The 25975-nt window shown below is 62.0% G+C and carries 27 protein-coding genes; 14 read left to right on the forward strand and 13 right to left on the reverse strand.

The annotated features are described in order from the left end of the window. Nucleotide 1: 1 nt before the first annotated feature. Nucleotides 2–1102: an LPS export ABC transporter permease LptG gene (gene lptG, locus ACZ5TB_RS06715; protein WP_464790614.1), complete on the forward strand. Its 1101-nt coding sequence runs from the start codon at nucleotides 2–4 to the stop codon at nucleotides 1100–1102. A gap of 127 nt (nucleotides 1103–1229) precedes the next feature. Here lptG and ACZ5TB_RS06720 read toward each other — a convergent pair whose 3' ends face one another. After that, entirely contained in the window at nucleotides 1230–2297 is a 1068-nt protein-coding gene (locus ACZ5TB_RS06720; RefSeq protein ID WP_464790615.1) for a fatty acid desaturase family protein, read from the reverse strand. A gap of 142 nt (nucleotides 2298–2439) precedes the next feature. Between ACZ5TB_RS06720 and ACZ5TB_RS06725 the strand changes: the two genes are divergently transcribed. Further along, nucleotides 2440–3600: a GNAT family N-acetyltransferase gene (locus tag ACZ5TB_RS06725; protein ID WP_464790616.1), complete on the forward strand. Its 1161-nt coding sequence runs from the start codon at nucleotides 2440–2442 to the stop codon at nucleotides 3598–3600. Between the two features lie 4 nt (nucleotides 3601–3604). Here the strand turns inward: ACZ5TB_RS06725 and ACZ5TB_RS06730 are convergent, their stop codons facing one another. Beyond that, on the reverse strand, nucleotides 3605–4495 hold the full coding sequence (locus ACZ5TB_RS06730) for a diacylglycerol/lipid kinase family protein (RefSeq protein WP_464777773.1): 891 nt from the start codon (nucleotides 4493–4495) through the stop codon (nucleotides 3605–3607). 72 nt (nucleotides 4496–4567) lie between these two features. Between ACZ5TB_RS06730 and ACZ5TB_RS06735 the strand changes: the two genes are divergently transcribed. Then, entirely contained in the window at nucleotides 4568–5449 is an 882-nt protein-coding gene (locus ACZ5TB_RS06735) for a metallophosphoesterase family protein (RefSeq protein WP_464790617.1), read from the forward strand. Here ACZ5TB_RS06735 and xth read toward each other — a convergent pair whose 3' ends face one another. The 6 genes from xth to ACZ5TB_RS06765 form a co-directional block, all read right to left on the reverse strand. Next, nucleotides 5450–6223, reverse strand: coding sequence for an exodeoxyribonuclease III (gene xth / locus ACZ5TB_RS06740; protein ID WP_464790618.1), 774 nt, complete (start codon nucleotides 6221–6223; stop codon nucleotides 5450–5452). 214 nt (nucleotides 6224–6437) lie between these two features. Next, complete coding sequence (erpA, locus tag ACZ5TB_RS06745) at nucleotides 6438–6764, reverse strand: iron-sulfur cluster insertion protein ErpA (RefSeq protein ID WP_464790619.1); 327 nt, start codon at nucleotides 6762–6764, stop codon at nucleotides 6438–6440. An 81-nt stretch (nucleotides 6765–6845) separates the two neighbouring features. Then, complete coding sequence (locus ACZ5TB_RS06750; protein WP_464790620.1) at nucleotides 6846–7568, reverse strand: M23 family metallopeptidase; 723 nt, start codon at nucleotides 7566–7568, stop codon at nucleotides 6846–6848. 109 nt (nucleotides 7569–7677) lie between these two features. Continuing rightward, nucleotides 7678–8433: a ferritin-like domain-containing protein gene (locus ACZ5TB_RS06755; protein ID WP_464790621.1), complete on the reverse strand. Its 756-nt coding sequence runs from the start codon at nucleotides 8431–8433 to the stop codon at nucleotides 7678–7680. A 50-nt stretch (nucleotides 8434–8483) separates the two neighbouring features. After that, on the reverse strand, nucleotides 8484–8945 hold the full coding sequence (bcp, locus tag ACZ5TB_RS06760; protein WP_464790622.1) for a thioredoxin-dependent thiol peroxidase: 462 nt from the start codon (nucleotides 8943–8945) through the stop codon (nucleotides 8484–8486). Then, on the reverse strand, nucleotides 8929–11649 hold the full coding sequence (locus tag ACZ5TB_RS06765; RefSeq protein WP_464790623.1) for a bifunctional [glutamine synthetase] adenylyltransferase/[glutamine synthetase]-adenylyl-L-tyrosine phosphorylase: 2721 nt from the start codon (nucleotides 11647–11649) through the stop codon (nucleotides 8929–8931). Before ACZ5TB_RS06765 ends, bcp begins: the two co-directional genes overlap by 17 nt. Before the next feature lie 89 nt (nucleotides 11650–11738). On the opposite strand from ACZ5TB_RS06765, the gene ACZ5TB_RS06770 reads away from it, so the two are divergent. Both ACZ5TB_RS06770 and ACZ5TB_RS06775 read left to right on the forward strand, forming a co-directional pair. Then, nucleotides 11739–11909 carry a hypothetical protein gene (locus tag ACZ5TB_RS06770; protein WP_464790624.1) on the forward strand — a complete coding sequence of 57 codons (171 nt, stop codon included), beginning with the start codon at nucleotides 11739–11741 and terminating at the stop codon, nucleotides 11907–11909. A 71-nt stretch (nucleotides 11910–11980) separates the two neighbouring features. Then, on the forward strand, nucleotides 11981–12325 hold the full coding sequence (locus ACZ5TB_RS06775) for a hypothetical protein (RefSeq protein ID WP_464790625.1): 345 nt from the start codon (nucleotides 11981–11983) through the stop codon (nucleotides 12323–12325). Nucleotides 12326–12341: 16 nt separating this feature from the next. Here ACZ5TB_RS06775 and ypfJ read toward each other — a convergent pair whose 3' ends face one another. Next, nucleotides 12342–13217 (reverse strand): KPN_02809 family neutral zinc metallopeptidase, encoded by an 876-nt coding sequence (gene ypfJ, locus ACZ5TB_RS06780; protein WP_464790626.1) that lies wholly within the window; start codon nucleotides 13215–13217, stop codon nucleotides 12342–12344. A 145-nt stretch (nucleotides 13218–13362) separates the two neighbouring features. On the opposite strand from ypfJ, the gene ACZ5TB_RS06785 reads away from it, so the two are divergent. From ACZ5TB_RS06785 to ACZ5TB_RS06805, 5 genes are all read left to right on the forward strand, one after another. Then, nucleotides 13363–14541 carry a patatin-like phospholipase family protein gene (locus ACZ5TB_RS06785; protein ID WP_196224133.1) on the forward strand — a complete coding sequence of 393 codons (1179 nt, stop codon included), beginning with the start codon at nucleotides 13363–13365 and terminating at the stop codon, nucleotides 14539–14541. Then, nucleotides 14538–15329, forward strand: a complete 792-nt coding sequence (locus ACZ5TB_RS06790; RefSeq protein WP_464790627.1) for a 3-hydroxybutyrate dehydrogenase — start codon at nucleotides 14538–14540, stop codon at nucleotides 15327–15329. The genes ACZ5TB_RS06785 and ACZ5TB_RS06790 overlap by 4 nt, the downstream gene beginning before the upstream one ends. A gap of 116 nt (nucleotides 15330–15445) precedes the next feature. Further along, nucleotides 15446–16000: an opacity protein gene (locus ACZ5TB_RS06795; protein WP_464790628.1), complete on the forward strand. Its 555-nt coding sequence runs from the start codon at nucleotides 15446–15448 to the stop codon at nucleotides 15998–16000. A 121-nt stretch (nucleotides 16001–16121) separates the two neighbouring features. After that, a complete protein-coding gene (locus ACZ5TB_RS06800; protein ID WP_464790629.1) occupies nucleotides 16122–17471 on the forward strand; it encodes an amidohydrolase in 1350 nt (449 codons plus the stop codon). 46 nt (nucleotides 17472–17517) lie between these two features. After that, on the forward strand, nucleotides 17518–18105 hold the full coding sequence (locus tag ACZ5TB_RS06805) for an arsinothricin resistance N-acetyltransferase ArsN1 family B (RefSeq protein WP_464790630.1): 588 nt from the start codon (nucleotides 17518–17520) through the stop codon (nucleotides 18103–18105). On the opposite strand, the gene ACZ5TB_RS06810 is transcribed toward ACZ5TB_RS06805, so the two are convergent. From ACZ5TB_RS06810 to ACZ5TB_RS06825, 4 genes are read right to left on the reverse strand one after another with little or no spacing between them, the layout of a single operon-like run. Further along, the gene (locus tag ACZ5TB_RS06810) at nucleotides 18102–19133 is read right to left on the reverse strand and encodes a nucleotidyltransferase domain-containing protein (RefSeq protein ID WP_464790631.1); all 1032 of its coding nucleotides are present in this window, start codon (nucleotides 19131–19133) and stop codon (nucleotides 18102–18104) included. The genes ACZ5TB_RS06805 and ACZ5TB_RS06810 overlap by 4 nt on opposite strands. Further along, the gene (locus tag ACZ5TB_RS06815) at nucleotides 19130–19993 is read right to left on the reverse strand and encodes an HprK-related kinase A (protein ID WP_464790632.1); all 864 of its coding nucleotides are present in this window, start codon (nucleotides 19991–19993) and stop codon (nucleotides 19130–19132) included. Before ACZ5TB_RS06815 ends, ACZ5TB_RS06810 begins: the two co-directional genes overlap by 4 nt. Continuing rightward, nucleotides 19990–20271, reverse strand: coding sequence for an HPr-rel-A system PqqD family peptide chaperone (locus ACZ5TB_RS06820; RefSeq protein WP_464790633.1), 282 nt, complete (start codon nucleotides 20269–20271; stop codon nucleotides 19990–19992). The genes ACZ5TB_RS06815 and ACZ5TB_RS06820 overlap by 4 nt, the downstream gene beginning before the upstream one ends. 59 nt (nucleotides 20272–20330) lie before the next feature. Then, the gene (locus ACZ5TB_RS06825) at nucleotides 20331–20669 is read right to left on the reverse strand and encodes a hypothetical protein (protein ID WP_464792505.1); all 339 of its coding nucleotides are present in this window, start codon (nucleotides 20667–20669) and stop codon (nucleotides 20331–20333) included. Nucleotides 20670–20869: 200 nt separating this feature from the next. On the opposite strand from ACZ5TB_RS06825, the gene ACZ5TB_RS06830 reads away from it, so the two are divergent. The 4 genes from ACZ5TB_RS06830 (at nucleotide 20870) to pstA (ending at nucleotide 25972) form a co-directional block, all read left to right on the forward strand. Then, complete coding sequence (locus ACZ5TB_RS06830) at nucleotides 20870–22123, forward strand: ATP-binding protein (RefSeq protein ID WP_464790634.1); 1254 nt, start codon at nucleotides 20870–20872, stop codon at nucleotides 22121–22123. A 145-nt stretch (nucleotides 22124–22268) separates the two neighbouring features. Beyond that, a complete protein-coding gene (locus ACZ5TB_RS06835; RefSeq protein WP_464790635.1) occupies nucleotides 22269–23324 on the forward strand; it encodes a substrate-binding domain-containing protein in 1056 nt (351 codons plus the stop codon). A gap of 9 nt (nucleotides 23325–23333) precedes the next feature. Continuing rightward, nucleotides 23334–24728, forward strand: coding sequence for a phosphate ABC transporter permease subunit PstC (pstC, locus tag ACZ5TB_RS06840; protein WP_464790636.1), 1395 nt, complete (start codon nucleotides 23334–23336; stop codon nucleotides 24726–24728). Continuing rightward, on the forward strand, nucleotides 24728–25972 hold the full coding sequence (pstA, locus tag ACZ5TB_RS06845; protein WP_464790637.1) for a phosphate ABC transporter permease PstA: 1245 nt from the start codon (nucleotides 24728–24730) through the stop codon (nucleotides 25970–25972). Before pstC ends, pstA begins: the two co-directional genes overlap by 1 nt. The last annotated feature ends 3 nt before the right edge of the window (nucleotides 25973–25975 follow it).

Genomic DNA, 25975 nt, shown 5'->3' on the forward strand with positions numbered 1-25975 from the left:
CATGCAATTCGATTTCTTTCCGTCCAGCCAGATCAGCTGGTACATGGCGCGCCTGTTCCTGACGCGAACCTTCGCGGTGCTGACCCTGTTGGTGGTCGTGCTGCAAACGCTGGACCTGCTGGGCGAGTCAGGGGACATCCTGGCCTATGCCGGTAACGGCGATGCGCAGCTGTGGCATTATGTCGGCCTTCGCATACCGCAGATCGTCGCGCGTTTCCTGCCCTTCTCGGTGCTTCTGGGCACGCTCATCATGCTCGCGAGCATGAACCAGAATAGCGAGATCGTATCGATGAAGGCTGCGGGCCTGTCCGCGCACCAGATATTGGCGCCGCTGATCGCCTCCGCGCTCGGCGTCGCCATCATCAGCTACGCCTTCAATGAACGCGTGGTTACCCGCGCAACCGCAGCGCTCAGCGCGTGGCAAGCGGTGGATTACGGTCCTGTGCCCACCGATAGCGGCGTCAAATCCAATCCCTGGGTCCGCGACGGCAACAACCTTGTCACTGCCGCGATCGTCGCTGGCCGGGGCAATGCCGTGCAGTTGCGCAAGGTCGAGATTTTCAACCGCGTGAACAACAGCCTGACGACCATCGTCCAGGCGCCTCGCGGCCATTATGACGCCGCCAGCAAGAGCTGGGTACTGGAGGATGCACGCCAATTCGACGTGGCCCGCGGCACGGAACGGCAGGTTGGCACCGTCCGTTTCGGCAATGCGATCCGGCCCGACCAGTTCACGCTGGCCAGGGTCGATCCTGACGCCATGACCTTTTCCGAACTGCGCGCCGCGATCGCTGATCTGCGCGACGCCGGGCGGCCGACCGCCGAACTGGAAGGCAGCCTGTGGCACAAGCTGTCCGGCCCGCTTTCGGCCCTGCTGATGCCCATCCTGGGGTCCGTCGCCGCGTTCGGCCTTGCGCGCTCGGGCCAATTGTTCGTCCGCGCGGTGCTCGGCATGGCGCTCGGCTTTGCCTATTTCGTCGCGGACAATTTCTCGCTCGCCATGGGCAATCTCGGCGCCTACCCGCCCATCCTTGCAGCGTGGGCACCCTTCTTCCTGTTCCTGCTCGTGGGCGAGACCGTGCTGTTCAGAACAGAAGAATAGCTATTGGTTTCGCGCAGAGGCGCAGGTCGCAGAGAATTTTCGGTACCAACACGCCAGCACTAAAGAAGCAGCCGAAGGCTGTATTCCAATTCTTCTCTGCGTCCTCTGCGCCTCTGCGCGAAAAAATTCAGCGCCGACCCATCGTACTGCGCGCAATCTTCCCCACCAGCGGCCACATGCCCGCATAATTGCCGCGATGGTAAGGCGAATCCTCCCCCAGCGCCGCGATCAACCGCGCATGCGCCTTGCCCAGCGCATGATAAGGCACGCTCGGCAGCAGGTGGTGCAGCGCATGATAGCGCAGCCCCACCGGAGCCCAGATCGCGGCCAGCGGCGAAGGCGGCGGCACATTCACCGAATCCAGATATTGCGCCGTCACAGTCATCGCGTCGCCCTCATTCTCCCAAAGATGCGCTACCAGCGTGCGCAACTGGTTGATCACCGTCATGCCCGAATGCACAGCCATATAGACGAGCAAAGGCTTCCATCCGAAGACAAACACGCTGCCGATCAGGGCCAGTGCGAACAGCGAAGCTCCCGCCTCCTGCCAAAGCCAGCGGCGGCGAAACTCCCCTTCCGGCGCCCGGCGGCGATAGGCCGGGTTGATCGACAGCGCCGAAAACTCAGCAACGACCTTGCGCCGCAGCGCGGGGATGAAGACGCTGAGCGGCGCCAACACGCCATAGCGCAGGATCAGACCCACGGGCGCCAGCGACGCGATCAGGATGAACAAGGGCAGCGACCATGGCTTCATCAGCGCCAGCGGCAGATATTCCGGATCGTTCGCCGTGCCATAGCGGGTGCGCGCATGATGCTGCGTATGCACTTCCTCATACATGAAGGACGGGATCATCAGCGGAATGCCGACCAGCAGGTTCCACCCCAGCCGGAAACCGGGAAGCGCGTCCCTGCGGATATGCGTCAGCTCATGGATAAAGCTCGCCGCCCGATAAAGCGCCAGCATCGCCACCAGTCCGCACAACAGGGCCAACGCCACATTGTCGGCCAGAATCGCCCCGGAAAGCGCTGCATAGCCGATTAGCGCCGACGCCAGCAGGTCCGGCCAGTAAATCCTCGGGTTCGCCACCGCAAATTCGCGCGACAGTTCCGCTGCGGCGCGCAGCATCGCGGCGTCATCCGGAATCGAGGCGCGCTTGACGGCCGCGCCCGCTATGATGGGATCATGCACAGTCATGCAGGCGCTCCTAAATGGTAAATGCGCTGAAATCGTGGCAGCGGCATGACAGTATCGCCTTGCTATGTCATCAGGCGTGCTCCGGATTGACAATCCCGTAACAAGCGCCGAACTGCTCCGGTCCTTTAGCGAAAGCTCTGCCGTGGCTCACTCGAATCTGCTAATAACCCCCGTCACTTCCAAGGCCGATCGCAAGGCGTTCGTGGACTTGCCATGGCGCTTGTACGCCAATGACCCCAACTGGGTGCCGCCTCTCAAGAGCGAAGTCTATGGCGTCATAGAGCCCAGTAAGAACCCCTATTTCGGCCATGCCGAGGCGCAATATTTTCTCGCCCGCCGCGATGGTCAGGTCGTCGGCCGCATCTCCGCCCATATCGATCATCTCGCGCTCGCCCAGCCGGTTGAACAGGGCATGGGTCCGGGCACCGGCAATTTCGGCTTTTTCGAAGCGGAGGACGCCGAAACCGGCAAGGCGCTGATCGAAGCGGCGGAAGGCTGGCTCCGCGCAAAGGGCATGACCCGCGTTCTAGGCCCCATTTCGCTCTCCATCTGGGAAGAACCCGGCCTTTTGATCGAAGGCCATGACCATCCGCCCACGGTGATGATGGGCCACAACAGCCCCGCTTATCAGGCGATGATCGAGGGCGCGGGCTATCAGCCCGTCAAGCAGCTCAAGACGTACGAACTCGACATCACCAACCCCTTCCCGCCCCTCATCCAGCGGATCGTCTCCTCCGGCGAAAAGAGCGACCGCATCCGCATCCGCCAGGTCGACAAGTCAAAATTCGATGCCGAAGCGGCCATCCTGCTCGGCATCCTCAACGACGCCTGGGGCAAGAATTGGGGTTTCGTGCCCATCACCGACGCCGAAGTCGCCCACACCGGCAAGAAACTGAAGCCCATCGTGTTCGAAGACCTGATCATGATCGCCGAACTCGACGGCGAACCGGTCGCCTTCATGATGACCCTGCCCGACCTCAACGAAGCCACCGCGCCATTGAACGGCTCCCTCTTCCCCTTCGGCTGGGCAAAGCTGCTCTGGTGGCTGCGCAAGCCGCAAGTCCGCACCATGCGCGTACCGCTGATGGGCGTGGTCCAGCGGCTCCAATCATCCCGCCTCGCCAGCCAGCTTGCCTTCATGATGATCGAATATATCCGCCGCAACGCCGTCAGCCGCTATGGCGCAACGCGGGGTGAGCTCGGCTGGGTGCTCGACGACAATCAGGGGATGAACGCCATCGCAGATGCCATCGATGGCAAGGTGAACAAGATCTACCAGATCTACGAAAAGAACCTCGCCTGAAGGCCTAACCCGGCACCGCCACATCGATCGCGCCCGCGGCCACCTTCACCGTCGCGGGCGTCTTCGCGACCACCTCACCATCGACCGAAATGCGCTGCCTAGGCTGCGTCTCGATCCTAAAAGACTGGCCCCGAAATTCTTCCGTCTGCGCATCCCTGTCACGCAGCTTGAAGAATTTGGCGTACCAGTCCCACGCCAGCCTTGCATGGCTGCGACCCACAACCGCCTGAACCACGATCTCGCCGCTATCCACGTCGGCGCGATCGGACAGTTCGACCCCGCCATGATAGGAGCCATTCAATATCCGCACTTCCGTCGACCACATCCGCCGCTCGGCCTGGCCGTCATCGATCGTCAACCGGAACGCGCGGAACCCGACCGAACATTTCACCGCCCAGATCAGATAACCGATCCGCCCCAGATAGCGCTTCAACTTGTGCGGCACCGTCCTCCCGATCATCGGCGACAGCCCGAGCGAGGCCGCGTTGACGAAATAATCGTGGTCGATCATCCCCAGGTCGATACGTCGCCGCCTGCCCTGCGCGATGACCTGCACGGCACCGTCCAAATCCAGCGGAATGCCAAGCGTCCGCGCAAAGCTGTTGGCCGTGCCAAGTGGCAACACGCCAAAGACGCAATCCTTCCCCACCAGCTCATCCACCGTCCCGGACAAAGAGCCATCGCCGCCACCAACGATGACCATCGGCGCCCCGCTGTTCACCGCCTCGCGCACCGTCTCCTGCAACCGCGCCGGATCGCGCACGGCATGCGCGGCAATCAGGCGCACCCCTGCCGCCTCCAGCTTCTCCCGCGCCTGTTCGAAAAGCGCCTCCCCCTTCCGGCTGTGAACATTGACGATCAGCGCCGCCTCGCGCGGCAGGGAGTTCGTTTCCATGCCCCAACAACTCGCCAGAGCCCTATCGGCTCCTCACCGCAACAAATCCGCGTGAACAGTCGTTGGAAAGCCATGGCTCGCATCGCTCACCTGTCCGACATCCATTTTGGCGCCAACGATCCCAAAATAGTATCCGCCACCGAAGCCTGGCTGGAACGCAGCCAGCCCGACCTCGTCATCATCAGCGGCGATTTCACGCAGCGCGCCCGCGTCGATCAATTTCGCGCCGCCTCCGCCTGGCTCAATCGGCTACGCGGGGCGGGCATGCGCCTGCTCGTCATTCCGGGCAATCATGACGTGCCGCTCTATGACATAGTCCGCCGTTTCGCCGCCCCCCTGGATCGCTACAAACGCTATATCAGCAATGAGCTTTGCCCCTGGTATGAGGATGAAAAGGTCGCGATCCTGGGTATCAACACGGCCCGTTCCCTGACGATCAAGGACGGACGCATCAACCATGAGCAGATGAAGATGATCGAAGAGCGCTTCGCCCCGGTCGCGCCGGAAAAGACGCGCATCCTCGTCACCCACCACCCCCTCTTTGCCATGCCCATCGGCAAAGGAAGCGAACTCAGCGAAGCCGTCGGCCGCCATGAGGACGCCGTCGAGGCGGTGACAGAAGCGGGTATCCACATCGCCCTCGCCGGCCACTTTCACCGCACCTATGCCGAAGCGGCGCAGAAGATGGTCGCAGACGCAGGCGGCGCGCTAGTCATTCAGGCTGGCACCGCGACATCGACCCGCCTCCGCAACGCCGAACCGCAAAGCTTCAACTGGCTCCATGTCCACCGCAACGACCGGATCGAGTTGCAGGTCATCGTCTGGGACGGCGCGAGCTTTCAGCGCGGCCACCATGTCGAATATAGCCGGGACGCGGCCGGATGGCAGGCACATGAGCTGGCCGACCCATCCGCCCGTCCCGGCATCCGCGTGGCGCAAGCCGCCCGCGCCTGATTACTCGCTCAGCTCAACCCATGTCGGTGCATGGTCGCTCGCCTTCTCCCGTCCGCGAAAATCCTTGTCCACCTGCGCGTCAACCAGGCGGTCGGCCGCCGCCGGGCTCAACAGCAGATGATCGATCCGGAAACCGGCATCGCGCGGCCAGGCGTTCATCTGATAATCCCAATAGGTCCAAACCCCACCCGCCGGGTGTCGGCTCGCAATCGCATCGGTCCATCCGTCGCCCAGCAGACGGCGGTAAGCGGCCCGGCTTTCCGGCTGCATCAGCGCGTCGTCGGCCATCGCCTTGACCGAATAAACGTCCCGGTCGCGCGGGATGACATTATAGTCGCCAGCAAGAATGGCAGGCACTTCCTCCGCCCAGATCTCCGCCGCACGGTCGCGCAGACGCTTCATCCAGCGCAGCTTGTAATCGAATTTCGGCCCCGGCTGCGGATTGCCATTGGGCAGGTAGATGCTGGCCACCCGCACGCCCTTCACATCGGCTTCGATATAGCGGCTATGTTCGTCCTCGGGCTCGCCCTCCAGCCCCCGGCGCACCTCGACCGGCGTCTCGCCCCGCGCCAGGATAGCAACCCCGTTAAAGCCCTTCTGCCCGTGCCAGATCGCCCCATAGCCGACATCCTCAATGTCCTTCAGCGGGAATGTCTCGTCCGAAGTCTTGATTTCCTGAAGGCAGGCGACATCCGGCTGCGTCTCGCTCAGCCATTCCAGCAGGCGCGGCAATCGCGCCTTGATGCCGTTGATATTGAATGTCGCGATGCGCATGGGGCTTTTCTCCTCCCGCGCATCCCTAAAGAGAATAGCCCCCCTTAGACAAGGGACCCACAGCCGGTGATTAGCGCTTGGTGGTGCAATTCTTCAGCACCGTTCGCCCTGAGCCTGTCGAAGGGCTCTACTTCTCTTCAAGAAGAAGCGGGCTTCGACAAGCTCAGCCCGAACGGGTGAAAGCGTCAAAGGCGAACAAAAGCACAGCCCGTGCTTAAATCGAAAAGCTCGACCCACAACCGCAGCCAGCGGTGGCGTTGGGATTCGTCACCTTGAACGCCGATCCGCCAAGGTCGGACACAAAATCAACGGCAGCACCCCGCACCAAGTCCAGGCTCACATCATCGACGACCAGCGTCACGCCGTCCCGTTCGACGACCAGATCGTCCGCTTCCACTGCATCGGCCAGTCCGAAACGATATTGAAAGCCCGAACATCCGCCACCCTCGACCGCCAGCCGCAGGATAGCGGGCTTGCCCTGCTTGGCGGCAATCGCAGCCACGCGGGCAGCGGCGGAAGGGGTGAGGTCGATATCAGTCATGGCGCCTAGATAAGATCAAGCAAAAGGCCCGGCAACCCATCGGTGCCGAGCCTTTGAAAAGGATAAGCGGCGTAGCGCGGATTATTCCGCGTCATGCTCCTGCGCTTTCGTCGGGCCACCCATGGCGATGGGTGGTTTCGTGTTCATCGCTACGAGAACATCGGGACCAACAACGAACGGCATCGGGTTGATCGCCCGGCCTTCAACGCGGACTTCATAATGAAGATGGCTGCCTGTGGAGCGGCCGGTCGATCCCATCAGGCCGATCAACTGACCACGACGCACAAAGCTGTTGGGGGCCGCGATCAGCTTCGACATATGGCCATAACGGGTCTCAAGACCGCCGCCATGAGAAATCTGGACCAGATTGCCATAGCCGCTCGCCCATCCGGCGCGGTTCACAATGCCGTCTGCGGTCGCGTAGATCGGCGTGCCGACTGGTCCGGGAATATCGATGCCCTTGTGCATCCGTGCGCCGCCGTTGAACGGGTCGGAACGAACGCCAAAGTTGGATGTCAGCGACAGCCTTTCGACAGGCCGTCCGGTGGGGATATTATTGGCCGCCTTTACGCCGCCGTCCAACCGCTGAAGGCTGGTGAAAAGATTGGAAAAGCCCACATCTGCCGGGCCAAGCGCGCTGCTATTGATTTCCGACGCATCGCCATAAGGATCGTCGGCGATAGACTTGGCCTGCACAGGCACTGCGGCGCACAACGCGCTCACTACGCCCATAGCCCCAATGGATTTACACGCAGACAGGAACCATCGCGCGCTACGCGCATTATTCGAACGAAGAAACAACATGCCGACCCCGACTTATCCTCCGGAGGCTTTTTGAGCCTCTCGGCGCTCCCCGTGTTGACCAAATGCGACCTAAATCGCCACCCGCGTCACCAAAAGGACATTTCCCGCTTCATTGTGCAAGCGCGCCGTAAAAATCCAGCGTTAAACCGGCTTGTCGACGCGCCGAGTCGTTGAACGGCGGTTTCAACGAACCGCGAAAATGGCGTTTTACAAGGATTTGGTAATGATTTGCGGGGGTCAGCCCCTCTCGGTTCGCCGCATGACCAAACCATCTTGTCCCGGCGGCAACATGACTAATCTCATCCGTCATAATGCGGCGCAACATGCGCGCGGATGGCTCGTCCCCCACGCCTTCGAAACGCGCGATCGTGGCGGGCGTGATATCCAGCGCGCGGGCTTCCAGCACCATCGGAACGATGGCGAGCCGCGCCATGGCATCCCCTGCGGTTTCGGTAGCGGCCTGCCACAGCCCGTCATGGGCAGGCAATTGGCCGTAAAAGCTGCCCAGTTGCCGCAGACGCCGGTCCAGCAATGCGAAATGCATCGCCTCTTCCGCGCCCACCTGCATCCAGTCATCGACGAAGGCTTGCGGAAACTCCCTCCCGAACCGGCCAATCAGGTCGAAGGCAAGGTCGATCGCGACAAACTCGATATGCGCCAGGGCATGCAGCATGGCGATCCGCGACCGGTCGGAACCGATCTTGCCGCGTTTGGGCATCTGATTGGCTGGCAGCAGGGCGGGAGCGTCGGGCCGAGCAGGCGTGTCCGGCATCGCGGCGTCGAACTGGTGCGCCAATCGGCCCTGCCTCCAGGCGCGGGCCACCGCGCGCGCCGCCATCAGCTTGTCCCGTGGCTCCGGCGTCATCAGCACATGAGCGCAGGCCCGTCCCACGCTCTCAATCTCGACCGGCAAATTCAAAGCGCCTTCACGGCCTCCAGCACTTCGGCAGCATGGCCCTTCACCTTCACCTTGGGCCAGACGCGCATAATCTTGCCCGTTCCGTCGGCAAGGAAGGTCGCCCGCTCAATCCCCATATATTTCCGGCCATAGAGCGACTTTTCGACCCAAGTGCCGAACGCCTCGCACGCCTCGCCCGGCTCGTCGGACGCGAGCGTCACGTTCAGGCCGTATTTGTCCGCGAATTTCTTGAGCTTTGCGGGCTTGTCCTTGGAAATGCCGACCACCGGCACGCCCAATGCCGCATATTCGCCAGCCATTTCGGTGAAGTCCTTGGCCTCATTGGTGCAGCCGGGCGTATCAGCCTTAGGGTAGAAATAGACGACGACCGGCTTCCCCTTGAACCGATCCAATGTGAAGTCAACGCCATCGGCATCCTTCAACGTCACGCTCGGCAGGGCATCACCGGCTTCCAGCATCTTCTTCCTCCGAATAGGGCGCGGACAGCGCTGCCCAGGCATCGCTCACCCTTTGCCGAGCCTGCGCATAGCTTTCAAGCAGCGCGTCCCAGCTTTCCACGCCGCACGCCCGCGCAACGACGGGCCGGGTGGCCTCTGGCGGCTCGGTCGATTTGGGCGAAACCAGCCGCGACACGATCAGAAAGCGCGTGATCAGGTCATGCGCATCGATCAGATCGGCTGGAAGATGACCCGCCTCGACCAGTTCATCCAAAGCGGCGCGCAAGTCAGGACTGAACGCCATTTCATGCTTGAACTGCGACACATGGATCAGGAACTCCAGATCGACCAAGCCCCCCGGCACCAGCTTGACGTCCAACTCGCTGGCGGGCGGCTTGTGCGCGGCGATATCCCGGCGCATCTTCACCGCCTGACGCGCCAGCTCCGGGAAATCGCGCGGCCGTTCCAAAGTCTCGGCCAATATCGCGCTCAACGCAGCCCGGCCGCTGTCCGACCCGAAAATGGGCCGCGCGCGCGTCAACGCCAGATGTTCCCAGGTCCACGCTTCCTCGCGCTGATATTTGGCGAAGCTGTCCAGACTGACCGCCAGCAACCCCTGCGCACCCGAAGGCCGCAACCGCGTATCCACCTCATAAAGCGGCCCCGCCGCCGTCTGCACCGATAACGCATTGGTTATGCGTTGCCCCAGCCGGTTGAAATACTGCGTAGCCCCCAATGGCTTTCTTCCATCGGATTCCTTCATGAAATCGCCGGAAAAAAGAAAAACCAGATCCAGATCCGAAGCATGCGTCAAAACGCCGCCGCCCAGTCGACCAAGCGCAAGGATAAGCATCTCGCCACCCTGCACCCGCCCATGCACCGCCTCAAATTCCCGGACGGTCGCACTCGCCAACGCCTCGATCGCCGCCTCAGCCACCCGCGAATAACCACGCCCTGCTTCCAGCGGATCGCCGCCGCGAATGATCTGCGCGCCCAGCGCAAAGCGCCGATCATTGACGCGCTGCCGCACCCGGTCCAGCAGCGCCTGATAATCCTCGCCCGCTTCCAGCTGCGCGAACTGTGCGGCCAGTTGCTCCACGGCAGGCGGCGGATCAAAAGCGGACGTATCGATAAGCCCGTCGAGCAGTTCGGCCCGTCGTCCCAGCGCATCCGCCAGCGTTGGCGCATGACTGAGCAACTCCGCCATCAGCTCCGCAAGCCCCGGCCGCGCGGCAAGCAGCTTGAAGAAGTTGATGGCGCTCGGCAGCCTTCCGATCAGGTCATCAAGGCGGTTCAGCGCCCGTACCGGATCGGGCGCCGCCGCTAACGTACGCATCAATCCCGGCAGCAAATCTTCCAGCGCCTCCCGCGAAGCCGTGCTGCGCAACGCCCTGATGCTGCCCGTGCGCCAGCGAGCAATCCGCGCAACCGGAGCCTGCGGATCAACAAAGCCCATTTCCGCCAGCTGCGCCGCCAGCCGGTCCTCGTCATGCGAAAGCGACTCTGATTTTTCAGCAGGCGTCAGCTGATCGTAGTTGGTGCCCACCCACTCGACCTTCGGGCGCAGCAGCGCGAGCAGTTCCGCGCCGTTGTCCAGCCCATGCAGCCGCGCGACGTTGTCCATCGCTTCGATGGTCTTGGGCAGCTCATGCGTTTGCCGGTCCTCGACCATCTGCAGCCGATGCTCGATCGTCCGGAACAGCACATAGGCTTCGTCCAGCTTGCGCGAGACTTCCGGATCGAAGACCCCCGCCGTCGCCAAGGCTTTCAGCGCCTCCCGCGTATTGCCTGACCGCAGCGCCGGATCGCGGCCACCATGGATCAACTGGTGGGTCTGCGCGAAAAATTCCACTTCCCGGATGCCGCCACGTCCCCGTTTCAGATCATAGCCCGGCCCGAAAGCCTGACCCTGCGCATAATGGTCGCGGATTCGTCGCGATATGTCGGTGATCGCGTCGATCGCACCGAAATCCAGGCTTCGCCGCCAGACGAAAGGGCGTATCTGCTGCATGAAATAATCGCCCAACGCCAAGTCGCCCGCCGCAGGACGCGCGCGGACGAAAGCGGCCTGCTCCCATCCCATCGCCGTCGATTCATAATAGCCGATCGCCGCCTCGACCGGCAGCGCAATGGGCGTGGCTTCGGGAGAGGGACGCAGCCGTAAATCGACGCGAAAGACGTAGCCATCGCCGTCCCGCGCATTCAAAAGCTCGCTCACCCGCCTGCCGATCCGCACTGCCGCATCAGCCGGGTCTTCCCGCTCCCCATGCGGCAGGGTCGCCGGGTCATAGAGCAGGATGGGATCGATGTCGGATGAGTAATTCAGCTCCCGGCTGCCATGCTTGCCCAGCGCCAGCACGACAAATCCCTTCGGCTCCACGCCCGGATACCGCTCGGCAAAGGTGGCGCGCAGTGCTTCTTCCAAAGCTTGGTCAGCAAAATCCGACAAGGTGCGCGTCACCCGATCCAGGTCCCAGGCGCCCGACAGATCCGCCGCCGCCGTAACCAGCGACAGCGCGCCCTTCCGCCGCCGCAGTGACCTGGCGATTCCCTCGTCCGCGTCCGATACGCCGTGAGCGGCCTTGAGCGCAGCCTCGACATCTCCGGCCGCCAACAGATCGACCACTTCGGGAAACCGGTCCATCTGTCGGGCGAGGAAAGGCGAATGCCCACGCATCCGCGCCAACGCCGCCGTCCAGTCCACCACCGCAATCTCTCCTGTCATATCGCCGCTATCGCCCGAGCCTCAAATGAATGCCAGAAACTTTTCCCGTTGCCGCCCGTTGTAGAAACATGGAAATGCAGCGTAAATCAGTGAGCCGATCTGGCAACGGGCGGAAGACCACTGATCGCAAATTCCTGACAGTCGGCGCGCCTCAGCCCTATGAAGGCATCGGCAATGCGTTGCAGTCCACATTCCGCGCCAAGCGCGATAGCTTGCCATCGGACATGATGGACCTGCTGAAAAAGCTCGACCGAAATTAGACCGGCTGCGCAGGATTTTATTTACCGAAAGCCACTAGAAACAGCGCGTCTTTGGTTCAGGATGTGCCTGCATGCTCTACAAGGCTTTCGCCGCCATCACGTTGGTCAGCGCCCCAATCATCGTTCTGTTGGTTCAGGGCATCACGCCGCACCCTTCGGCGACGCCCTCAGATCCAGTGGTTCAACCCATGGTTCCGCAGCCCCCGGTTCTACAGCCATTGCCCACCCAACAAGCTGTCGTAGCGCCAGTTCCGATGGAGCAGACCCCTGCTGCCGTATCCTTCGGCCAGCCCATGCCGGAAGCGGGCAAGCCCTTCCTCGCGCCCGGCAACGGCCTTCCCGGTGAACCGCCGACCGGCGCGGGCGAAGCCGGTAACAGCGATGCCGCAACAAGTTCGGAAGCCCGGCCCTTCTGACAGTTTAGATCGCTTTTTAGCGCGCCGCCCCCGCAAAAGTATCGCATTGCGCCGGGTCCCCGCTGTCCAGCCCCTTGCGCAGCCAGGTCATCCGCTGCTCGCTTGATCCATGGGTAAAGCTTTCCGGCACGGGACGCCGTCCCGCCGCCTTTTGCAATGTATCATCGCCGATGGATTGCGCGGCGGTCATGCCTTCTTCCAGGTCGCCTGCTTCCATCAGCCCCGTGCGTTTCGCCCACACGCCTGCATAGCAATCCGCCTGCAACTCGACGCGCACTTGCAGGGCATTGCCTTGCTCTTCGCCCACACTGCGCTGACGCTGTTGCACCTGCCCCAAAGTGCCTTCCAGATCCTGCACATGATGCCCAACCTCATGGGCGATCACATAGGCCTGGGCAAAGTCACCCGGCGCGCCGAAGCGCTGGCGTAGTTCATTGAAAAAATCGGTATCCAGATACACCTTTTTGTCATTGGGGCAGTAAAAGGGACCCATTGCACTTTGCGCGGCGCCGCAGCCCGACGCGCCAGCCTGCGAGTAAAAGGACAGGACTGTCGGCTGATATTGCTGCCCCGATTGCTGGAAAATCTGGCCCCACACCTTCTCCGTCGATCCCAGGACCTTCAAAGACCAATGCTGAATTTCCGACAATTTCTGCGGATCACGACTGACGGACACATCCTGCTGCACGCCACCTCCGCCACCAACCAAGCTCAGCGGATTGACGCCCATCACCATCAGGATGATGAGCGCGACGACGATCCCGCCGCAACCAAAACGGCTGCCGATGAATGGCAACAGCATGCCAAGGCCACCGCCCAGCCCGCCGCCAAAGCCGCCACGGCCGCTTTGCACCTCGAAATTGGAGCTTTCCCGTTCGTCGTCCAGCCGCATGACGCCCTCTCTTTCATCCCATGCCTATCCGATCAGCGTGAAGGTTGGAACGGCTGCGATATGGAGTTGGTTGCTTTCAGCTTATCGGATTGTTGCAGCACATTAAGTTGGCACCCGCGAGCTAGTCGTTATATTGCACTGCGACATGGCCGATATCGATCCTTCCATTCCGCGCCGGGCGAGCACGCCGCTCCCCTTGCCCCACGATGTTGCGCTGTTGCTTCAGGGCGGCGGCGCCCTTGGGTCTTTCCAGGCCGGGGTTTATCAGCGTCTTGATGAACTTGGCATCGACGTCAGCTGGGTCGCGGGCATTTCGATCGGCGCTGTCAATGCTGCGATCATAGCAGGCAATCCGCCGCACCGCCGCATCAGCAGGATGAAGAAATTCTGGCTGACAGTTTCCGGCGGCCTTCCCAATATCGTCCTGCCCGAAATCGATCATATTCGGGAGGCCGCACATCTCATGGCAGCGGGAGCCGTTGCCACCTTCGGCGTGCCCGGCATGTTCCGCCCGCGCCTCTGGCCTTCCGTGATGATGCCCGAAGGCACGCCGGGAGCCATCAGTTTCTATGACAGCGCGCCTCTTAAGGAAACGCTCGACGCCTGTGTGGATTGGGACCTGCTGAATGACGGCCCTGTCCGCCTCTCGGTCGGAGCGGTGGATGTAGAAAGCGGCAACTTCGCCTATTGGGACACGCGAGGCCCCGACGGGCGGACCCGCATCGACGCGCGCCACATCATGGCTTCGGGTGCGCTTCCCCCCGGCTTGCCCCCGGTGGAAATAGACGGGCGGCATTATTGGGACGGCGGCCTCGTTTCCAACACGCCCCTGGCTCACGTGCTGGAACATCAAAATGACGACATGCTCGTCTTTCAGGTCGATCTTTTCCCGGCCGAAGGTCCGATGCCGCGCCAGATGACGGACGTTTATTCCCGCGCCAAGGACATTCAATATTCCAGCCGGACGCGTCAGGTCACCGATCAATATCTACGCCTGCGCCGCGAGCATAAGGCGATCAAGGCGCTGCTCGACAAACTGCCGCCAGACCTCAAGGACGATGCCGACGCCCTGCGCCTCAGGGAATATCTCGACCGTGGCTCGGTCAACATCGTCCACCTCATCTACCGCAGTCGCGCTTGGGAAAGTGGCGCCCGCGACTTTGAATTTTCCCGTTCCACCATGCTGGACCATTGGAGCCAAGGCCGCGACGCCGTGGAAGAGGTGATGCACAAGGGCGACCTTATCGCCCGCAACATCACGAACGGCAAAAGCGCCACCTTCGACCTCCAGGCCCCCGATACTCTCAAGGAGAAGAACGCATGACCAAGACCCTCGCCGGAAAGACAGCGCTGATCACGGGCTCCACCTCCGGCATCGGCCTTGCTTATGCAAAGACGCTTGCGGCCGAGGGCGCGAACATCATCATCAACGGCTTTGGCGACAGCGCAGCGATCGAACAGGAACGGCAGGCGCTAGAACAGGCGAGCGGCGCCAAGGCGCTCTACAGCGGGCACGACCTGACCAAAGCCGCCGAGATCGAAGCGATGATGCAGGAAGCGGCCAGCATCTTCGGCGGCGTCGATATCCTCATCAACAATGCGGGCATGCAGCATGTCGCCCCGGTCGAGGATTTCCCGGTCGACAAATGGGACCTCATCATCGCGCTGAATTTGACCAGCGCCTTCCACACGTCCCGCCTCGCCATTCCTTACATGAAGTCGAAAAAGTGGGGCCGTATCATCCAGACGGCCAGCGCTCATTCGCTGACGGCGTCTCCCTTCAAGAGTGCTTATGTCACCGCCAAACATGGACTCGCTGGGCTTACCAAGACGCTGGCGCTCGAACTCGCCACATTCGGTATCACCGCCAACTGCATCTCACCGGGCTATGTCTGGACGCCGCTGGTCGAAAACCAGATTCCCGACACAATGAAAGCACGCAACATGACGCGCGAGCAGGTGATGAATGATGTGCTGCTCGCTGGACAGCCGACCAAGCAATTCGTGACCGTGGATCAGGTTGCGGCGATGGCGCTCTTCCTGTGCAGTGATGCGGCGGCCAATATTACGGGTGCCAACATGAATATCGACGGCGGCTGGACTGCCCAATAAGAGCCGTTGCAATTTTGCCACGCTGTTGAACCAATTGTTTTTCGTGGGGAAACCATAGGCGGCTGCCCCCGTTACTCCCAGGCATCTTATGAACAAGGCTCAAGGGAGTAGCCAATATGAGGAAGTATATTTTCGCAGCCGCCATGCTGGCGGCGCTGCCTTCGCTCGCCCATGCGCAGGAAGAAACGGCACCTGACGGCACTGAAGCATTCGGCGTTGAACCCTATGTCGGCATCCTTGGCGGCTGGCACAGCTTCGACCGCCGTTCGGAGTTCGGCAGCGTTCCCGGCGAAACCATCATGAGCGGCGCAATCGTAAGCGGCGTCGCTGGTGTCAACGTTCCACTCGGCCCCGTCTTCGTGGGCGTCGAAGGCAACGCCACCAAGGGCTGGGCTGACATTGATTGGGAATATGGCGTGAAGGGCCGCTTCGGCGCGCGCGCTGGTGAAAGCGGCATGATCTTCGCATCGGCCGGTTACCAGTGGGTCAACGGCAAGCAGGGCTGGCCGAACCGCAAGGACTGGATGTACGGCGTTGGCGTCGAAGTTGGCCCGAAGGACATCGGCCTTGGCGGAATCACCGGCAACAGCGGCATTCGCCTGCGCTTCCAGACCGAAACCTATGATTTCGACAGCTTCCGTCCGACCGCGGGTGTGATCTTCCACTTCTGATCCCGTCGCGACAGACCATGACAGGCGCTCGTCCTTCAATGGACGGGCGCCTTTTCATATCTGCCACTTTCCTTGCGCCGCCAAATCTTCCTATGCTCCCATCCAACAGGGAGAATAGCCGATGCGTCACGCGTTCAAGCTCATCATGGCCGCCGCCACTCTTTCGCCTGCCGCCACGGCACAGACCGGTGCCGCGCCTGCTCCTGCACCCCCAGTTCCACAGGGGATAGCCGCCCAGATCGATCGCGACATGATAGACCTCATGACGCTTTACCGCGATCTCCATGCCCATCCCGAACTGTCGGAGCAGGAAACAGCGACCGCCGCAAAGCTTGCCCGCCGCCTCAAGGCGATGAAGTTCGAAGTCACCGAAAAGGTGGGCGGCACCGGCGTCGTCGCGGTCATGAAAAATGGCGAGGGACCGGTCCTCCTCATCCGCGCGGACATGGATGGCCTGCCGGTCACGGAGCAGACCGGTCTCCCTTTCGCCTCGAAAGTTCGTACCAAGACGGCTGAAGGCATTGAAACCGGTGTCATGCACGCCTGCGGTCACGACACGCACATGACCGCCTTCATCGAAACAGCTAGGCTGCTGTCATCAAGCAAGGACAGCTGGCGCGGTACGCTGGTCATGATCCTCCAGCCAGCCGAGGAAGTCGGTCGAGGCGCGCGCATGATGCTGGACGATGGTCTCTACACGCGCTTCCCCCGTCCCACGCATGCCATCACCTTCCATGACGCCGCCAATCTTCCGGCGGGCACGATCGGCTACACCCCCGGCTATGCGCTCGCCAATGTAGACAGCGTGGACATAGTCGTTCGGGGCACCGGCGGTCATGGCGCCTATCCTCAAACGACAAAAGACCCCATAGTGCTGGGCGCCCGCATCGTCGGCGCTCTTCAGACCCTCATCAGCCGTGAACAGGACCCTCTGGACCCCGCAGTCGTCACGGTCGGCAGCTTCGTGAGCGGCACCAAGCATAATATCATCCCTGATGAGGCGAAGCTGCTTCTCACCGTCCGCAGCTATTCCGATGAGAGCCGCGAACGGCTGATCCACGGCATCGAACGTATCGCGCGCGGTGAGGCAATCGCGGCGGGCATTGCCGAAGATCGGATGCCGATTGTCGCGGTCAAGGATGAGTTCACGCCCGCAGCTTACAACCCGCCCGCCTTCGCCAACGACATGGCCCGGCTGCTCAAAGCGCATTTCCCCGAAGGACGCGTCATCGAGACAAAACCATCTATGGGAGGCGAGGATTTCGGCCGCTATTACCGGGCTGACAAAAGCATCAAAAGCTTCATCTTCTGGGTCGGAGGAGTTCCCGCCGATCAGATGGCAAAAGCCGCCGCTGGCCAGCTCACCCTCCCCTCCCTTCACAGCCCCTTCTGGGCTCCGGAGGCCGACAAGGTCATCGCCACGGCAAGCGAGGCCATGACGGTGCTCGCGTTGAACATATTGAAGCGGTAAGCCGCAGCGATCCCACGGTTCCCCCTGTTTCAACAGGATTCATGACATGACGGCAATCATAAGAACGGCTGTTGAGGACGATGCGCCTTACATCTCAGCGATCTACGCCCCTTATGTTCTGAATACCGTAATCTCGTTCGAAAGCGTGCCGCCAGACGCTGAGGAATTCAGCTTTCGGATGGCCGATTGCTTAAAATATTACCCATGGCTGATCGCCGAGGTGGATGGTCAGATAGTGGGATATGCCTATGCCGGACCCCATAGCGGCCGGGCGGCTTATGATTGGTCGGCGAATATCTCCGTCTATCTGGCGGCTGATCATCATCGTCGCGGGATCGGGAGGCGTCTCTACGAGATATTGATCCAGATATTGCGGCATCAGGGCTATCACAGCCTCTTCGCGGGCATAACTCTTCCGAACAGCGCCAGCGTGGCGATTCACACCGCTTTGGGTATGAAGGAGGTCGGCATCTACCGGGAAGTCGGCTTCAAATTCGGTCAGTGGCATGACGTGATGTGGATGGGGATGGCGATTTCCGCCTCTACCGAACCTTCCGGAAAGCCGACGCCTTTCGCCTTACTCGGCAATCTTCAGAACATTGTTCCCCATCTGCATGTCACGGCTAGGCGCTAGACGGGCCGGTGCCCTTTGCGCCACTTCGTCAGCAAATGCCGGACCAGCATCATCGGGGGCATGCGCAGCCAATGCGACCGAACGTAAAATGCGAAGCGCAGCAGCTTGCGCCTTTCACGCCCCCAACCGTCCCGAGCCAGCAGACGCGCTATGAAAAGGCGGTCGTTCCAGCTCGGGCGATAGTCCACTGGAATGGGTGAGCGAAGGGGCCGGACAGGGGCGCCAAACAGGAAGTGCGCCAGTCTCAGCGCGCGCAAAACCACCGCATACAATTGATGCTCCGCCGCCCTTTCAAGCAAGCCAAGATCAAAATCCTGCTGACCCTCCCCAAATTCGCGGCACAGGCAGTGAATATCCCACAGGTTGCGCAAACCGCCCGCCAGATCACCATCCGCAAACAAGTGCGCGGCGGAATGACAGATCATATCCTCCGGCGACAAAACCGATAACCGATCAGTCACCTGCACAGCATCCGCCAGCATCGCCTCCGCGTCCGGCCTCGGCCGCGCGGTCAGCGGCAGGATCGTATGATGCACATCGATCATCCTGTCCCGCTCGCGATGGATCATCGGCGGCAGTTCATGCATCCATTGCCGGTAATAGGCGTCGTCATAGGCATCCTCCTTGACCCACTCCCACCCCGCCGCGATCAACCTGTCCTCGACCTGCTTCAAACGGCCGCGCGGAACCATAATGTCGAGATCGCCGATAAACCGCCCCGCGCCTGCCCTCAGGCGAGCTGCCGCATAGGCGGTCCCCTTCAACAGCAGCACCGGCTCTCCCAGCGCTTGGGCAGCCCGATCGGCTTCCCATAGCGCCTGCCGGGCTTCCCGCTCCGCATCCAGCCGGGCATCTGCCAGGATCGGCCGCACCCTTTCAGGCACTAATCCCTCATCGATGACCATAGCCAGCGTCCCGATCAGTCGCTCAGCCCGAGCCGCCGCGATCAAAGCATTCCACCCGGCACTGTCCAGACGCCTGACCGACCCCGGATCGCGGAGCGACCTGACCAAAAGCGCGGCGCTCATGCGAGTTCTTCCCACAACCGCTCGACCATCGCGATGGCCTCGTCGCCTGAGGGAAAGTCGATCGCCCGCGCGGGTACATGCTGGACGAACCGGGTCAGCGCACCGAACCCCGCCTCTCCCAATGCGACATAGTTGGTGGACGCCTGTGTCAGGCGCATGAAAACCTCACCCTGCCCCATCGGGCGAACGTCGGTGGCATGCCCGAAGCGCGGGAAAAGCAGTAGGGCGGGCTTTGCCGCTTCCGTCATCCGCGCGACCGCATCGGGGTGCGGCATGAGGTGTCGAATGTCCCCCTTCGCCGTGCCAGCCATTAACGGCCCCATCCGCTCAGCCGAAACCTCCCCCGTGATCACATCTATGGCGCCGTTCTTGAGCGAAACGAGCCGAGGGAAAGGCAGTAATTCCCCGGTGGCCAGGTCCAGCAGAGCAAATTCATCACCCATGAGCCGCCAGCCACGTTCGCCAAGCTGTGCCGCGAGCGTCGATTTGCCCGACCCGGACTCCCCGGTCATCACAAGGGCGCGGCCATCCTTCTCCACGCTCGACGCATGGAGCAGCAGGTGCCGCCGCCAACCCAGCGCCATTTGCAGGTTCATGCCCATTTCCGCCGCCAACAGCCCATGCGTCAAACTCATCGGCGCCGCATCGGCTAGGCCATGGTCGCCGGTGATGAAGATCGACGGCCTGACCCAGCGCCGGACCATGCTCGTCGGCTCCAGCCGAACGGTAAAGTCGGCCACATTGTCCTTTGGCTGAGGATAGCCGTCGTACAGCTGCGCCAGCAGGTCGATCGGTTCCCGCCATGCTGAACCGATCCGAAATGACGCGGGGCCGATGGACAAGGAAAGCTGGTGCCTCATGAACAGCGCACCAGACCCAGCGCCGTCAGCCCTTCCAGATGCGTCTCGATTTCCGCAATCGCCTGCGTCCGCTCGCCCAGATCATAGTGACGTCCCAGCCGCGCATGCAATTGCGCCGCCGAGGCGTCAGCTTCGTCATCCAGCGCCTCCAATATCTCTGGAGCAGGGCTGACCATCATATGCGTCTGACCCGACGCGCGATGGTAGAGGACGATGATGTCCTCCAACACGCACGCGGCTATGTCACTGTCTCTACGATAACGACGTTCTGCGGTCACAAACTGCTTTCAACCTCCTTGGCGGCGCTCCGCTGTAGCGCACAGGAGTAAGCAGGTGCCTAACGCGGCATTTGCAATGATGCGTAACAAGTAAAGCCGCTGGTTCCGGACTGAAGGCGCCGGATATAGTTCAGATACGCCTGATTCTGCTCATAGCTTGTGCCCGGCAGCCTGCCGCCGCGCAGAGCCTGCCGGACCTGCTCACCGCTATAGCTGCGCCCTTGCGCAGGGACGGCGCCCGCTGTCCCTGCCGGTAGGAGCTGGCCATTGGGCGCGATATATTTTCCTGCACGCGCCTGATCGGGAACCGGAATGGTGCAGTTCAGCACGGACGCGGCCGTATTGGCCAGGGCCGGACGGATGGACACAATCGCTGATGCGGCAACGGCGCCACCCATCAGCAGCTGGCGGCGCGAAGGCGCGATCGAGTCGGCGTCCCGCTCCGTGGCCTCTGAAGACACGGAATCGGAAGCATGCTGTCCGGGCGATTGCTCTTTCATACCGTCCTGATCCGCTATCGCGCTTGCCAAAGCGTAAAGAATCCACGCTATTGCGCCAGCCATTGCAGCAAAGCAGCCAATAATCCAGCGCGGTAACCATGAATCGACTGAGCATTTCCCAGATCACGGCGTCGCTCGCCATGCTGTTTCTGGCTACCGGAACCTCATTGCTGATGGGCGCAGCGTTCTGGGCGATCGCTCTTCCTGTGCTTGCGGGCATCGCCGTCCTGATCATCGCCGCGCAAGCGCCCACGTCCCGCCCTGCCGAGCCTGCCTCCATCGAACCTGTCACCGATATAGTCGAACATCCCGACTTCGCCGACATGATGGAGGCGATTGCAGACCCCCTGATGCTCATAGAGCGCGGGCGGATCATCCGGGCCAACCGGGCGGCGCAACGCTTGCTCGGCGCGCATATCGAGGGTGAGGATGCCCGCATCGCCATCCGCCACCCCGCCGCCGCCGAACGGCTCGCGAGCCTGGCACCGATGAGCGAGGCGGTGATGCTGGAACTGGTGGGCCTTGGGACGCGCGATCAACGCTGGCAGATGCGCATTGCACCGATCGGCGACGATGACGCGGTGCGTCGGCTGGTGCATCTTGCCGACCATAGCGGCGCCTATGCCGCTGAAAAAATGCGCGTCGATTTCGTGGCCAATGCCAGTCACGAGCTTCGCACGCCCCTCGCGGGCATTTTGGGCTTTATCGAAACGCTGGGTGACCCAGACCTTGGCCGCGACAATGATACGCGGCAACGCTTCCTCAAGATCATGGACGGTGAGGCGCGCCGAATGCAGCGGCTGATCGACGATCTCATTTCCCTTTCCCGCATCGAGGCGGAAAAATACCGCGTCCCTGACAGCCCCGTCGATCTTGGTTCCTTGGCCGCCGAGGTGGTGGGCGTTTTCCGGACGAGCCATGGCGACCGGGGCCGGGAAGTGGAGTTGGACGTCACACCCGGCCTGCCGGAGGTCGCGGGAGACAGGCCGCAATTGTCACAACTGCTTCACAACCTGATCGGCAACTCGGTGAAATATGGAAAGGCCGGAACACCGATTCGCGTGAGCCTGACCGAAGGTCCGGGCGGAATGACCCGCCTCACCGTCGCCGACGAAGGCGAAGGCATCGGCCCGGATCATCTGCCCCGGCTGACCGAACGCTTCTACCGCGTTGATTCCGGGCGCAGCCGGGCTGTGGGCGGCACCGGCCTTGGCCTCGCCATCGTGAAGCATATCGTGGAGCGGCACCGTGGTCGGCTCGACATTGTAAGCGCGCCGGGAAAAGGGACCACGATCACGGTCCTGCTGCCGCCGATGCCCGCTGAAGAGAGGCTGTCAGTGTCCAAACATTGAATAAATTCTGCTCATCTTTTGAGCTTCCGCCCCCAATGTCATAAAAGTGCAATTGGACTGTCACAAAGGCGCGACCTACCGCGGCTACTGCGCGCCAAGGGGGGCAGCGATTGCGAATCGCGGCCTTTGATGAAGGAGACTATCCGTGAAGCATTTCGCTCTGATGGCTGCTACCGCAGCGGCCGCTCTTACTCTGGCCGGTTGCGGCGACCAATCCGGCGGCGGCGCCGGTGGCACGCGTGACCAGATCCGCGCGGTTGGCTCCTCCACCGTCTATCCCTTTGCAACGGCGGTTGCCGAAATGTTCGTTCAGGGCAATTCGGGCATGAAATCGCCCATCATCGAATCAACGGGCACCGGCGGCGGCATAAAGCTGTTCTGCGCTGGCGTCGGCGCACAGCATCCCGACATCGCAAACGCTTCGCGCCGCATGAAGAAGGCCGAGTTCGAAGACTGTCAGAAAAATGGCGTCAAGGACATCATCGAAGTCCAGGTCGGCGTCGATGGCCTCGCCTTCGCCGAGTCAAAGGAAGGCCCCGGTTTCAAGCTGACGCCCAAGATCGTCTATGAAGCGCTTGCCGCCAATCCCTATGGCAAGGGTCCGAACAAGGCCGAAACCTGGAAGGACGTCGATCCCAGCCTGCCCGCGACAGCCATCAGCGTTTTCGGCCCGCCGTCGACCAGCGGCACCCGCGATTCGCTGGCTGAGCTGGTCCTGACCAAGGGCTGCGAAACCGATCCAGCCATGAAGACGCTCAAGGAAAAGAGCGAGGACGAGTTCAAGGCTACCTGCACTCGTGTCCGCGAGGACGGCAAATATGTGGATTCGGGCGAAAACGATAATCTCATCGTGCAGAAGCTCGCCGCCAATCCGAACGCGCTCGGCGTGTTCGGCTTCAGCTATCTTGAGGAAAACAAGGATAAGCTGAAGGACGTGTCCCTTAACGGCGTTGAAGCCACCTACGAAACCGTATCCACGGGCAAATATCCCGGTGCGCGCCCCCTCTACATCTATGTGAAGAAAGCGCACATGACCGCGATTCCGGGCCTTCAGGCTTTCCTCGATGCTTTCGCCGCGAACTGGAGCCCTGATGGAGCGCTGACCAAGCGTGGCATGGTCGCAGCACCCGATGATGTACGCAAAGCGAGCGCGGAAGCGGTGAAGTCGCTTACCATTCTCGACGGTTCGCAGCTCAAGTAAGCGGAAAATATGACAGGTCCTGCAATCTTCCTGCTGCTGGCAGGCCTGGGCGCCATCGCCTGGGTCAGTGCCCGGACGCGCGCGCTGCGGCTGCAAACCGCCGCGCGCGCCTCGGGCCGCCGCGATGCCGTGCATAGCCTTCCTGGCTATCATGGCTGGTATGTCGCGCTCTGGACGCTCATCCCGGCGGCGATCTTTCTCGCCGTCTGGGCGAACGTCGCCCCTGGGCTCGTCACGCAGGAGGTGCTGAGCAGCCCGGCTGCGCACAGCCTGCCGGCAGATGATTTCTCGCGCTCGGCCATATTGGGCGAAGCGCGCGCGATCGCCAGCGGTTCGCAAGCGGGTGCGTTCAACCCGCTGTCGCAGGGCCTTGTCCAACCCTATAAGGACGCCATCGGCAAATATGGCATCGCGGGCGCAGCGCTCGCACTGGTGCTTGCCTTTGCCGGGGGCGCCTATGCCTTCACTCGGGTGCGGCCTGATTTCCGGGCGCGCACGCGGGTCGAACGGCTCGTGATGGCGGTGTTGCTTGTGGCATCACTCCTCGCGATCGTCACCACATTGGGCATCGTCGCGTCGCTGCTGTGGCAGAGCCTTCGCTTCTTCTCGATGGTGAACCCGTTCGATTTTCTCTTCGGCACCAAATGGAGCCCGCAATCGGCGGCGTTGGGCTACGGTAATGATGACGCGTTCGGTGCTGTCCCGCTCTTCTGGGGCACGATCTTCATCGGCGCGATCATCGCCATGGTCGTCGCCATCCCGCTCGGCCTGATGAGCGCAATTTATCTGACCCAATATGCCAGCCCCACAGTGCGCAAGTGGATGAAGCCCATCCTTGAGGTGCTCGCGGGCGTGCCCACCGTCGTCTACGGCTATTTCGCCGCGTTGACAGTGGCCCCCGCGCTACGCGATCTCGCCGTGGCGATCGGCATCCAGGGCGCGTCTTCGGAAAGCGCCTTGGCCGCTGGTCTGGTCATGGGCGTGATGATCATACCGTTCGTCTCTTCCATGGCGGACGATAGCATCGCAGCCGTGCCGCAATCCATGCGCGATGGCAGCCTCGCCATGGGCGCGACCACCAGCGAGACGATCCGCCGCGTACTGATCCCCGCCGCCCTTCCCGGCGTCGTCGGCGGCGTGTTGCTGGCCGTCAGCCGCGCCATCGGTGAGACGATGATCGTGGTGATGGCAGCCGGTCTGGCGGCAAACCTCACCTTGAACCCCTTCGCCAGCGTCACGACTGTCACGACGCAGATCGTTCAACTGCTGACCGGCGACCAGGAATTCGACAGCGCAAAGACGCTGGCGGCCTTCGCCCTTGGCCTCGTCCTCTTCGTGGTGACACTGCTGCTCAACATCGTGGCCCTGCGGGTCGTGAAAAAATATCGCGAGGCTTACGAATAATGGTACCCGAACGCCTCCCCACCGACTGGAAGTCGGACGCGATGCGCAAGCGGATCGCCCGGCGCTATGCCTCCGAGCGCCGCTTCAAGGCGGCTGGCCTTCTCGCCGTGGCACTGTCGGCCGCCTTTCTTGCCTTCCTGCTGTTCAACATGCTGGGCAACGGCCTGCGCGGTTTCACGCGAACGGAAATAGCGGTGAAAATCGACTTCCCCGCGTCACCGATCTTGCTCGATCCGAACGCAATTACCGATCAGGCGCTCGCCAACGCGAACCTGCCGATGGTGACGGGCGACGTCGTGAAAAAGGCGCTGGGCGCGGATGCCGAGGAATGGGTGTCGCCCACGGCCTGGATTGTTCTGCGCGACGCTATCAAGGCCGATCCCGGCATCCTTAGCCGCACCGACACCATCAAACTTCCCGCAGCGACCACCATCGATCTGGCGGCAAAAAGCGAGGGTTCGCCCGAGGCCGAAGCGGCTGTGGAGCGCCTGAACAAGGCAGGCCTGCTCACGACCGGTTTCAATATGAGCTTCCTGTCCGCCAGCGACGGCACCGATCCGACACAGGTCGGCATCTGGGGCGCGTTCAAGGGATCGCTGCTGACGATGCTGGTGACGCTGGTGCTCAGCTTCCCGATCGGCGTCGCCACCGCCGTCTATCTGGAGGAATATGCGCGCAAGAACTGGCTGACCGACATCATCGAAGTGTCGATCAACAATCTTGCGGCCGTCCCTTCCATCATCTTCGGCCTGCTGGGACTGTCGATCTTCCTAAACTTCCTGCACCTGCCGCGCTCGGCCGCGCTGGTCGGCGGCATGACGCTCGCACTCATGACCATGCCGGTCATCGTCATAGCCGGGCGCAACGCGATCAAGTCGGTCCCGCCCAGCATCCGTGACGCCGCGCTCGGCGTCGGTGCCAGCCCGGTACAGGTGGTCTTCCACCATGTCCTGCCGCTCGCCCTACCCGGCATCCTCACCGGCACGATCATCGGCATGGCCCGCGCCTTGGGTGAGACGGCACCGCTGCTCATGATCGGCATGCGCGCCTTCATCGCCACGCCGCCGGGCGGGATTACCGATCCCGCGACCGTCCTGCCGGTGCAGATCTTCCTCTGGTCCGACGAAGTCTCCAAGGGTTTCGTCGAAAAGACCTCCGCCGCCATCATCGTCCTGCTGGTCTTCCTGCTCGCGATGAACGGCCTCGCCATCTACCTGCGCAACAAGTTCGAAAAACGGTGGTAAACA

Source organism: Sphingobium sp. TomTYG74 (assembly GCF_055393875.1).

Excerpts from the sequence above, each read along its gene's own strand:
- ACZ5TB_RS06825 (WP_464792505.1), bottom strand. The coding sequence starts at position 20,669 with ATGGGTGGCGCCGTTGCCGCATCAGCGATTGTGTCCATCCGTCCGGCC.
- ACZ5TB_RS06795 (WP_464790628.1), top strand. The coding sequence starts at position 15,446 with ATGAGGAAGTATATTTTCGCAGCCGCCATGCTGGCGGCGCTGCCTTCG.
- ACZ5TB_RS06750 (WP_464790620.1), bottom strand. The coding sequence starts at position 7,568 with ATGTTGTTTCTTCGTTCGAATAATGCGCGTAGCGCGCGATGGTTCCTG.
- ACZ5TB_RS06735 (WP_464790617.1), top strand. The coding sequence starts at position 4,568 with ATGGCTCGCATCGCTCACCTGTCCGACATCCATTTTGGCGCCAACGAT.
- ACZ5TB_RS06765 (WP_464790623.1), bottom strand. The coding sequence starts at position 11,649 with ATGACAGGAGAGATTGCGGTGGTGGACTGGACGGCGGCGTTGGCGCGG.
- ACZ5TB_RS06785 (WP_196224133.1), top strand. The coding sequence starts at position 13,363 with ATGGCCGATATCGATCCTTCCATTCCGCGCCGGGCGAGCACGCCGCTC.
- erpA (WP_464790619.1), bottom strand. The coding sequence starts at position 6,764 with ATGACTGATATCGACCTCACCCCTTCCGCCGCTGCCCGCGTGGCTGCG.
- pstC (WP_464790636.1), top strand. The coding sequence starts at position 23,334 with ATGACAGGTCCTGCAATCTTCCTGCTGCTGGCAGGCCTGGGCGCCATC.
- ACZ5TB_RS06720 (WP_464790615.1), bottom strand. The coding sequence starts at position 2,297 with ATGACTGTGCATGATCCCATCATAGCGGGCGCGGCCGTCAAGCGCGCC.
- ACZ5TB_RS06800 (WP_464790629.1), top strand. The coding sequence starts at position 16,122 with ATGCGTCACGCGTTCAAGCTCATCATGGCCGCCGCCACTCTTTCGCCT.
- ACZ5TB_RS06815 (WP_464790632.1), bottom strand. The coding sequence starts at position 19,993 with ATGAGGCACCAGCTTTCCTTGTCCATCGGCCCCGCGTCATTTCGGATC.
- ACZ5TB_RS06805 (WP_464790630.1), top strand. The coding sequence starts at position 17,518 with ATGACGGCAATCATAAGAACGGCTGTTGAGGACGATGCGCCTTACATC.
- ACZ5TB_RS06830 (WP_464790634.1), top strand. The coding sequence starts at position 20,870 with ATGAATCGACTGAGCATTTCCCAGATCACGGCGTCGCTCGCCATGCTG.
- ACZ5TB_RS06730 (WP_464777773.1), bottom strand. The coding sequence starts at position 4,495 with ATGGAAACGAACTCCCTGCCGCGCGAGGCGGCGCTGATCGTCAATGTT.
- bcp (WP_464790622.1), bottom strand. The coding sequence starts at position 8,945 with ATGCTGGAAGCCGGTGATGCCCTGCCGAGCGTGACGTTGAAGGATGCC.
- xth (WP_464790618.1), bottom strand. The coding sequence starts at position 6,223 with ATGCGCATCGCGACATTCAATATCAACGGCATCAAGGCGCGATTGCCG.
- ACZ5TB_RS06775 (WP_464790625.1), top strand. The coding sequence starts at position 11,981 with ATGCTCTACAAGGCTTTCGCCGCCATCACGTTGGTCAGCGCCCCAATC.
- lptG (WP_464790614.1), top strand. The coding sequence starts at position 2 with ATGCAATTCGATTTCTTTCCGTCCAGCCAGATCAGCTGGTACATGGCG.
- pstA (WP_464790637.1), top strand. The coding sequence starts at position 24,728 with ATGGTACCCGAACGCCTCCCCACCGACTGGAAGTCGGACGCGATGCGC.
- ACZ5TB_RS06790 (WP_464790627.1), top strand. The coding sequence starts at position 14,538 with ATGACCAAGACCCTCGCCGGAAAGACAGCGCTGATCACGGGCTCCACC.
- ACZ5TB_RS06755 (WP_464790621.1), bottom strand. The coding sequence starts at position 8,433 with ATGACGCCGGAGCCACGGGACAAGCTGATGGCGGCGCGCGCGGTGGCC.
- ACZ5TB_RS06810 (WP_464790631.1), bottom strand. The coding sequence starts at position 19,133 with ATGAGCGCCGCGCTTTTGGTCAGGTCGCTCCGCGATCCGGGGTCGGTC.
- ypfJ (WP_464790626.1), bottom strand. The coding sequence starts at position 13,217 with ATGCGGCTGGACGACGAACGGGAAAGCTCCAATTTCGAGGTGCAAAGC.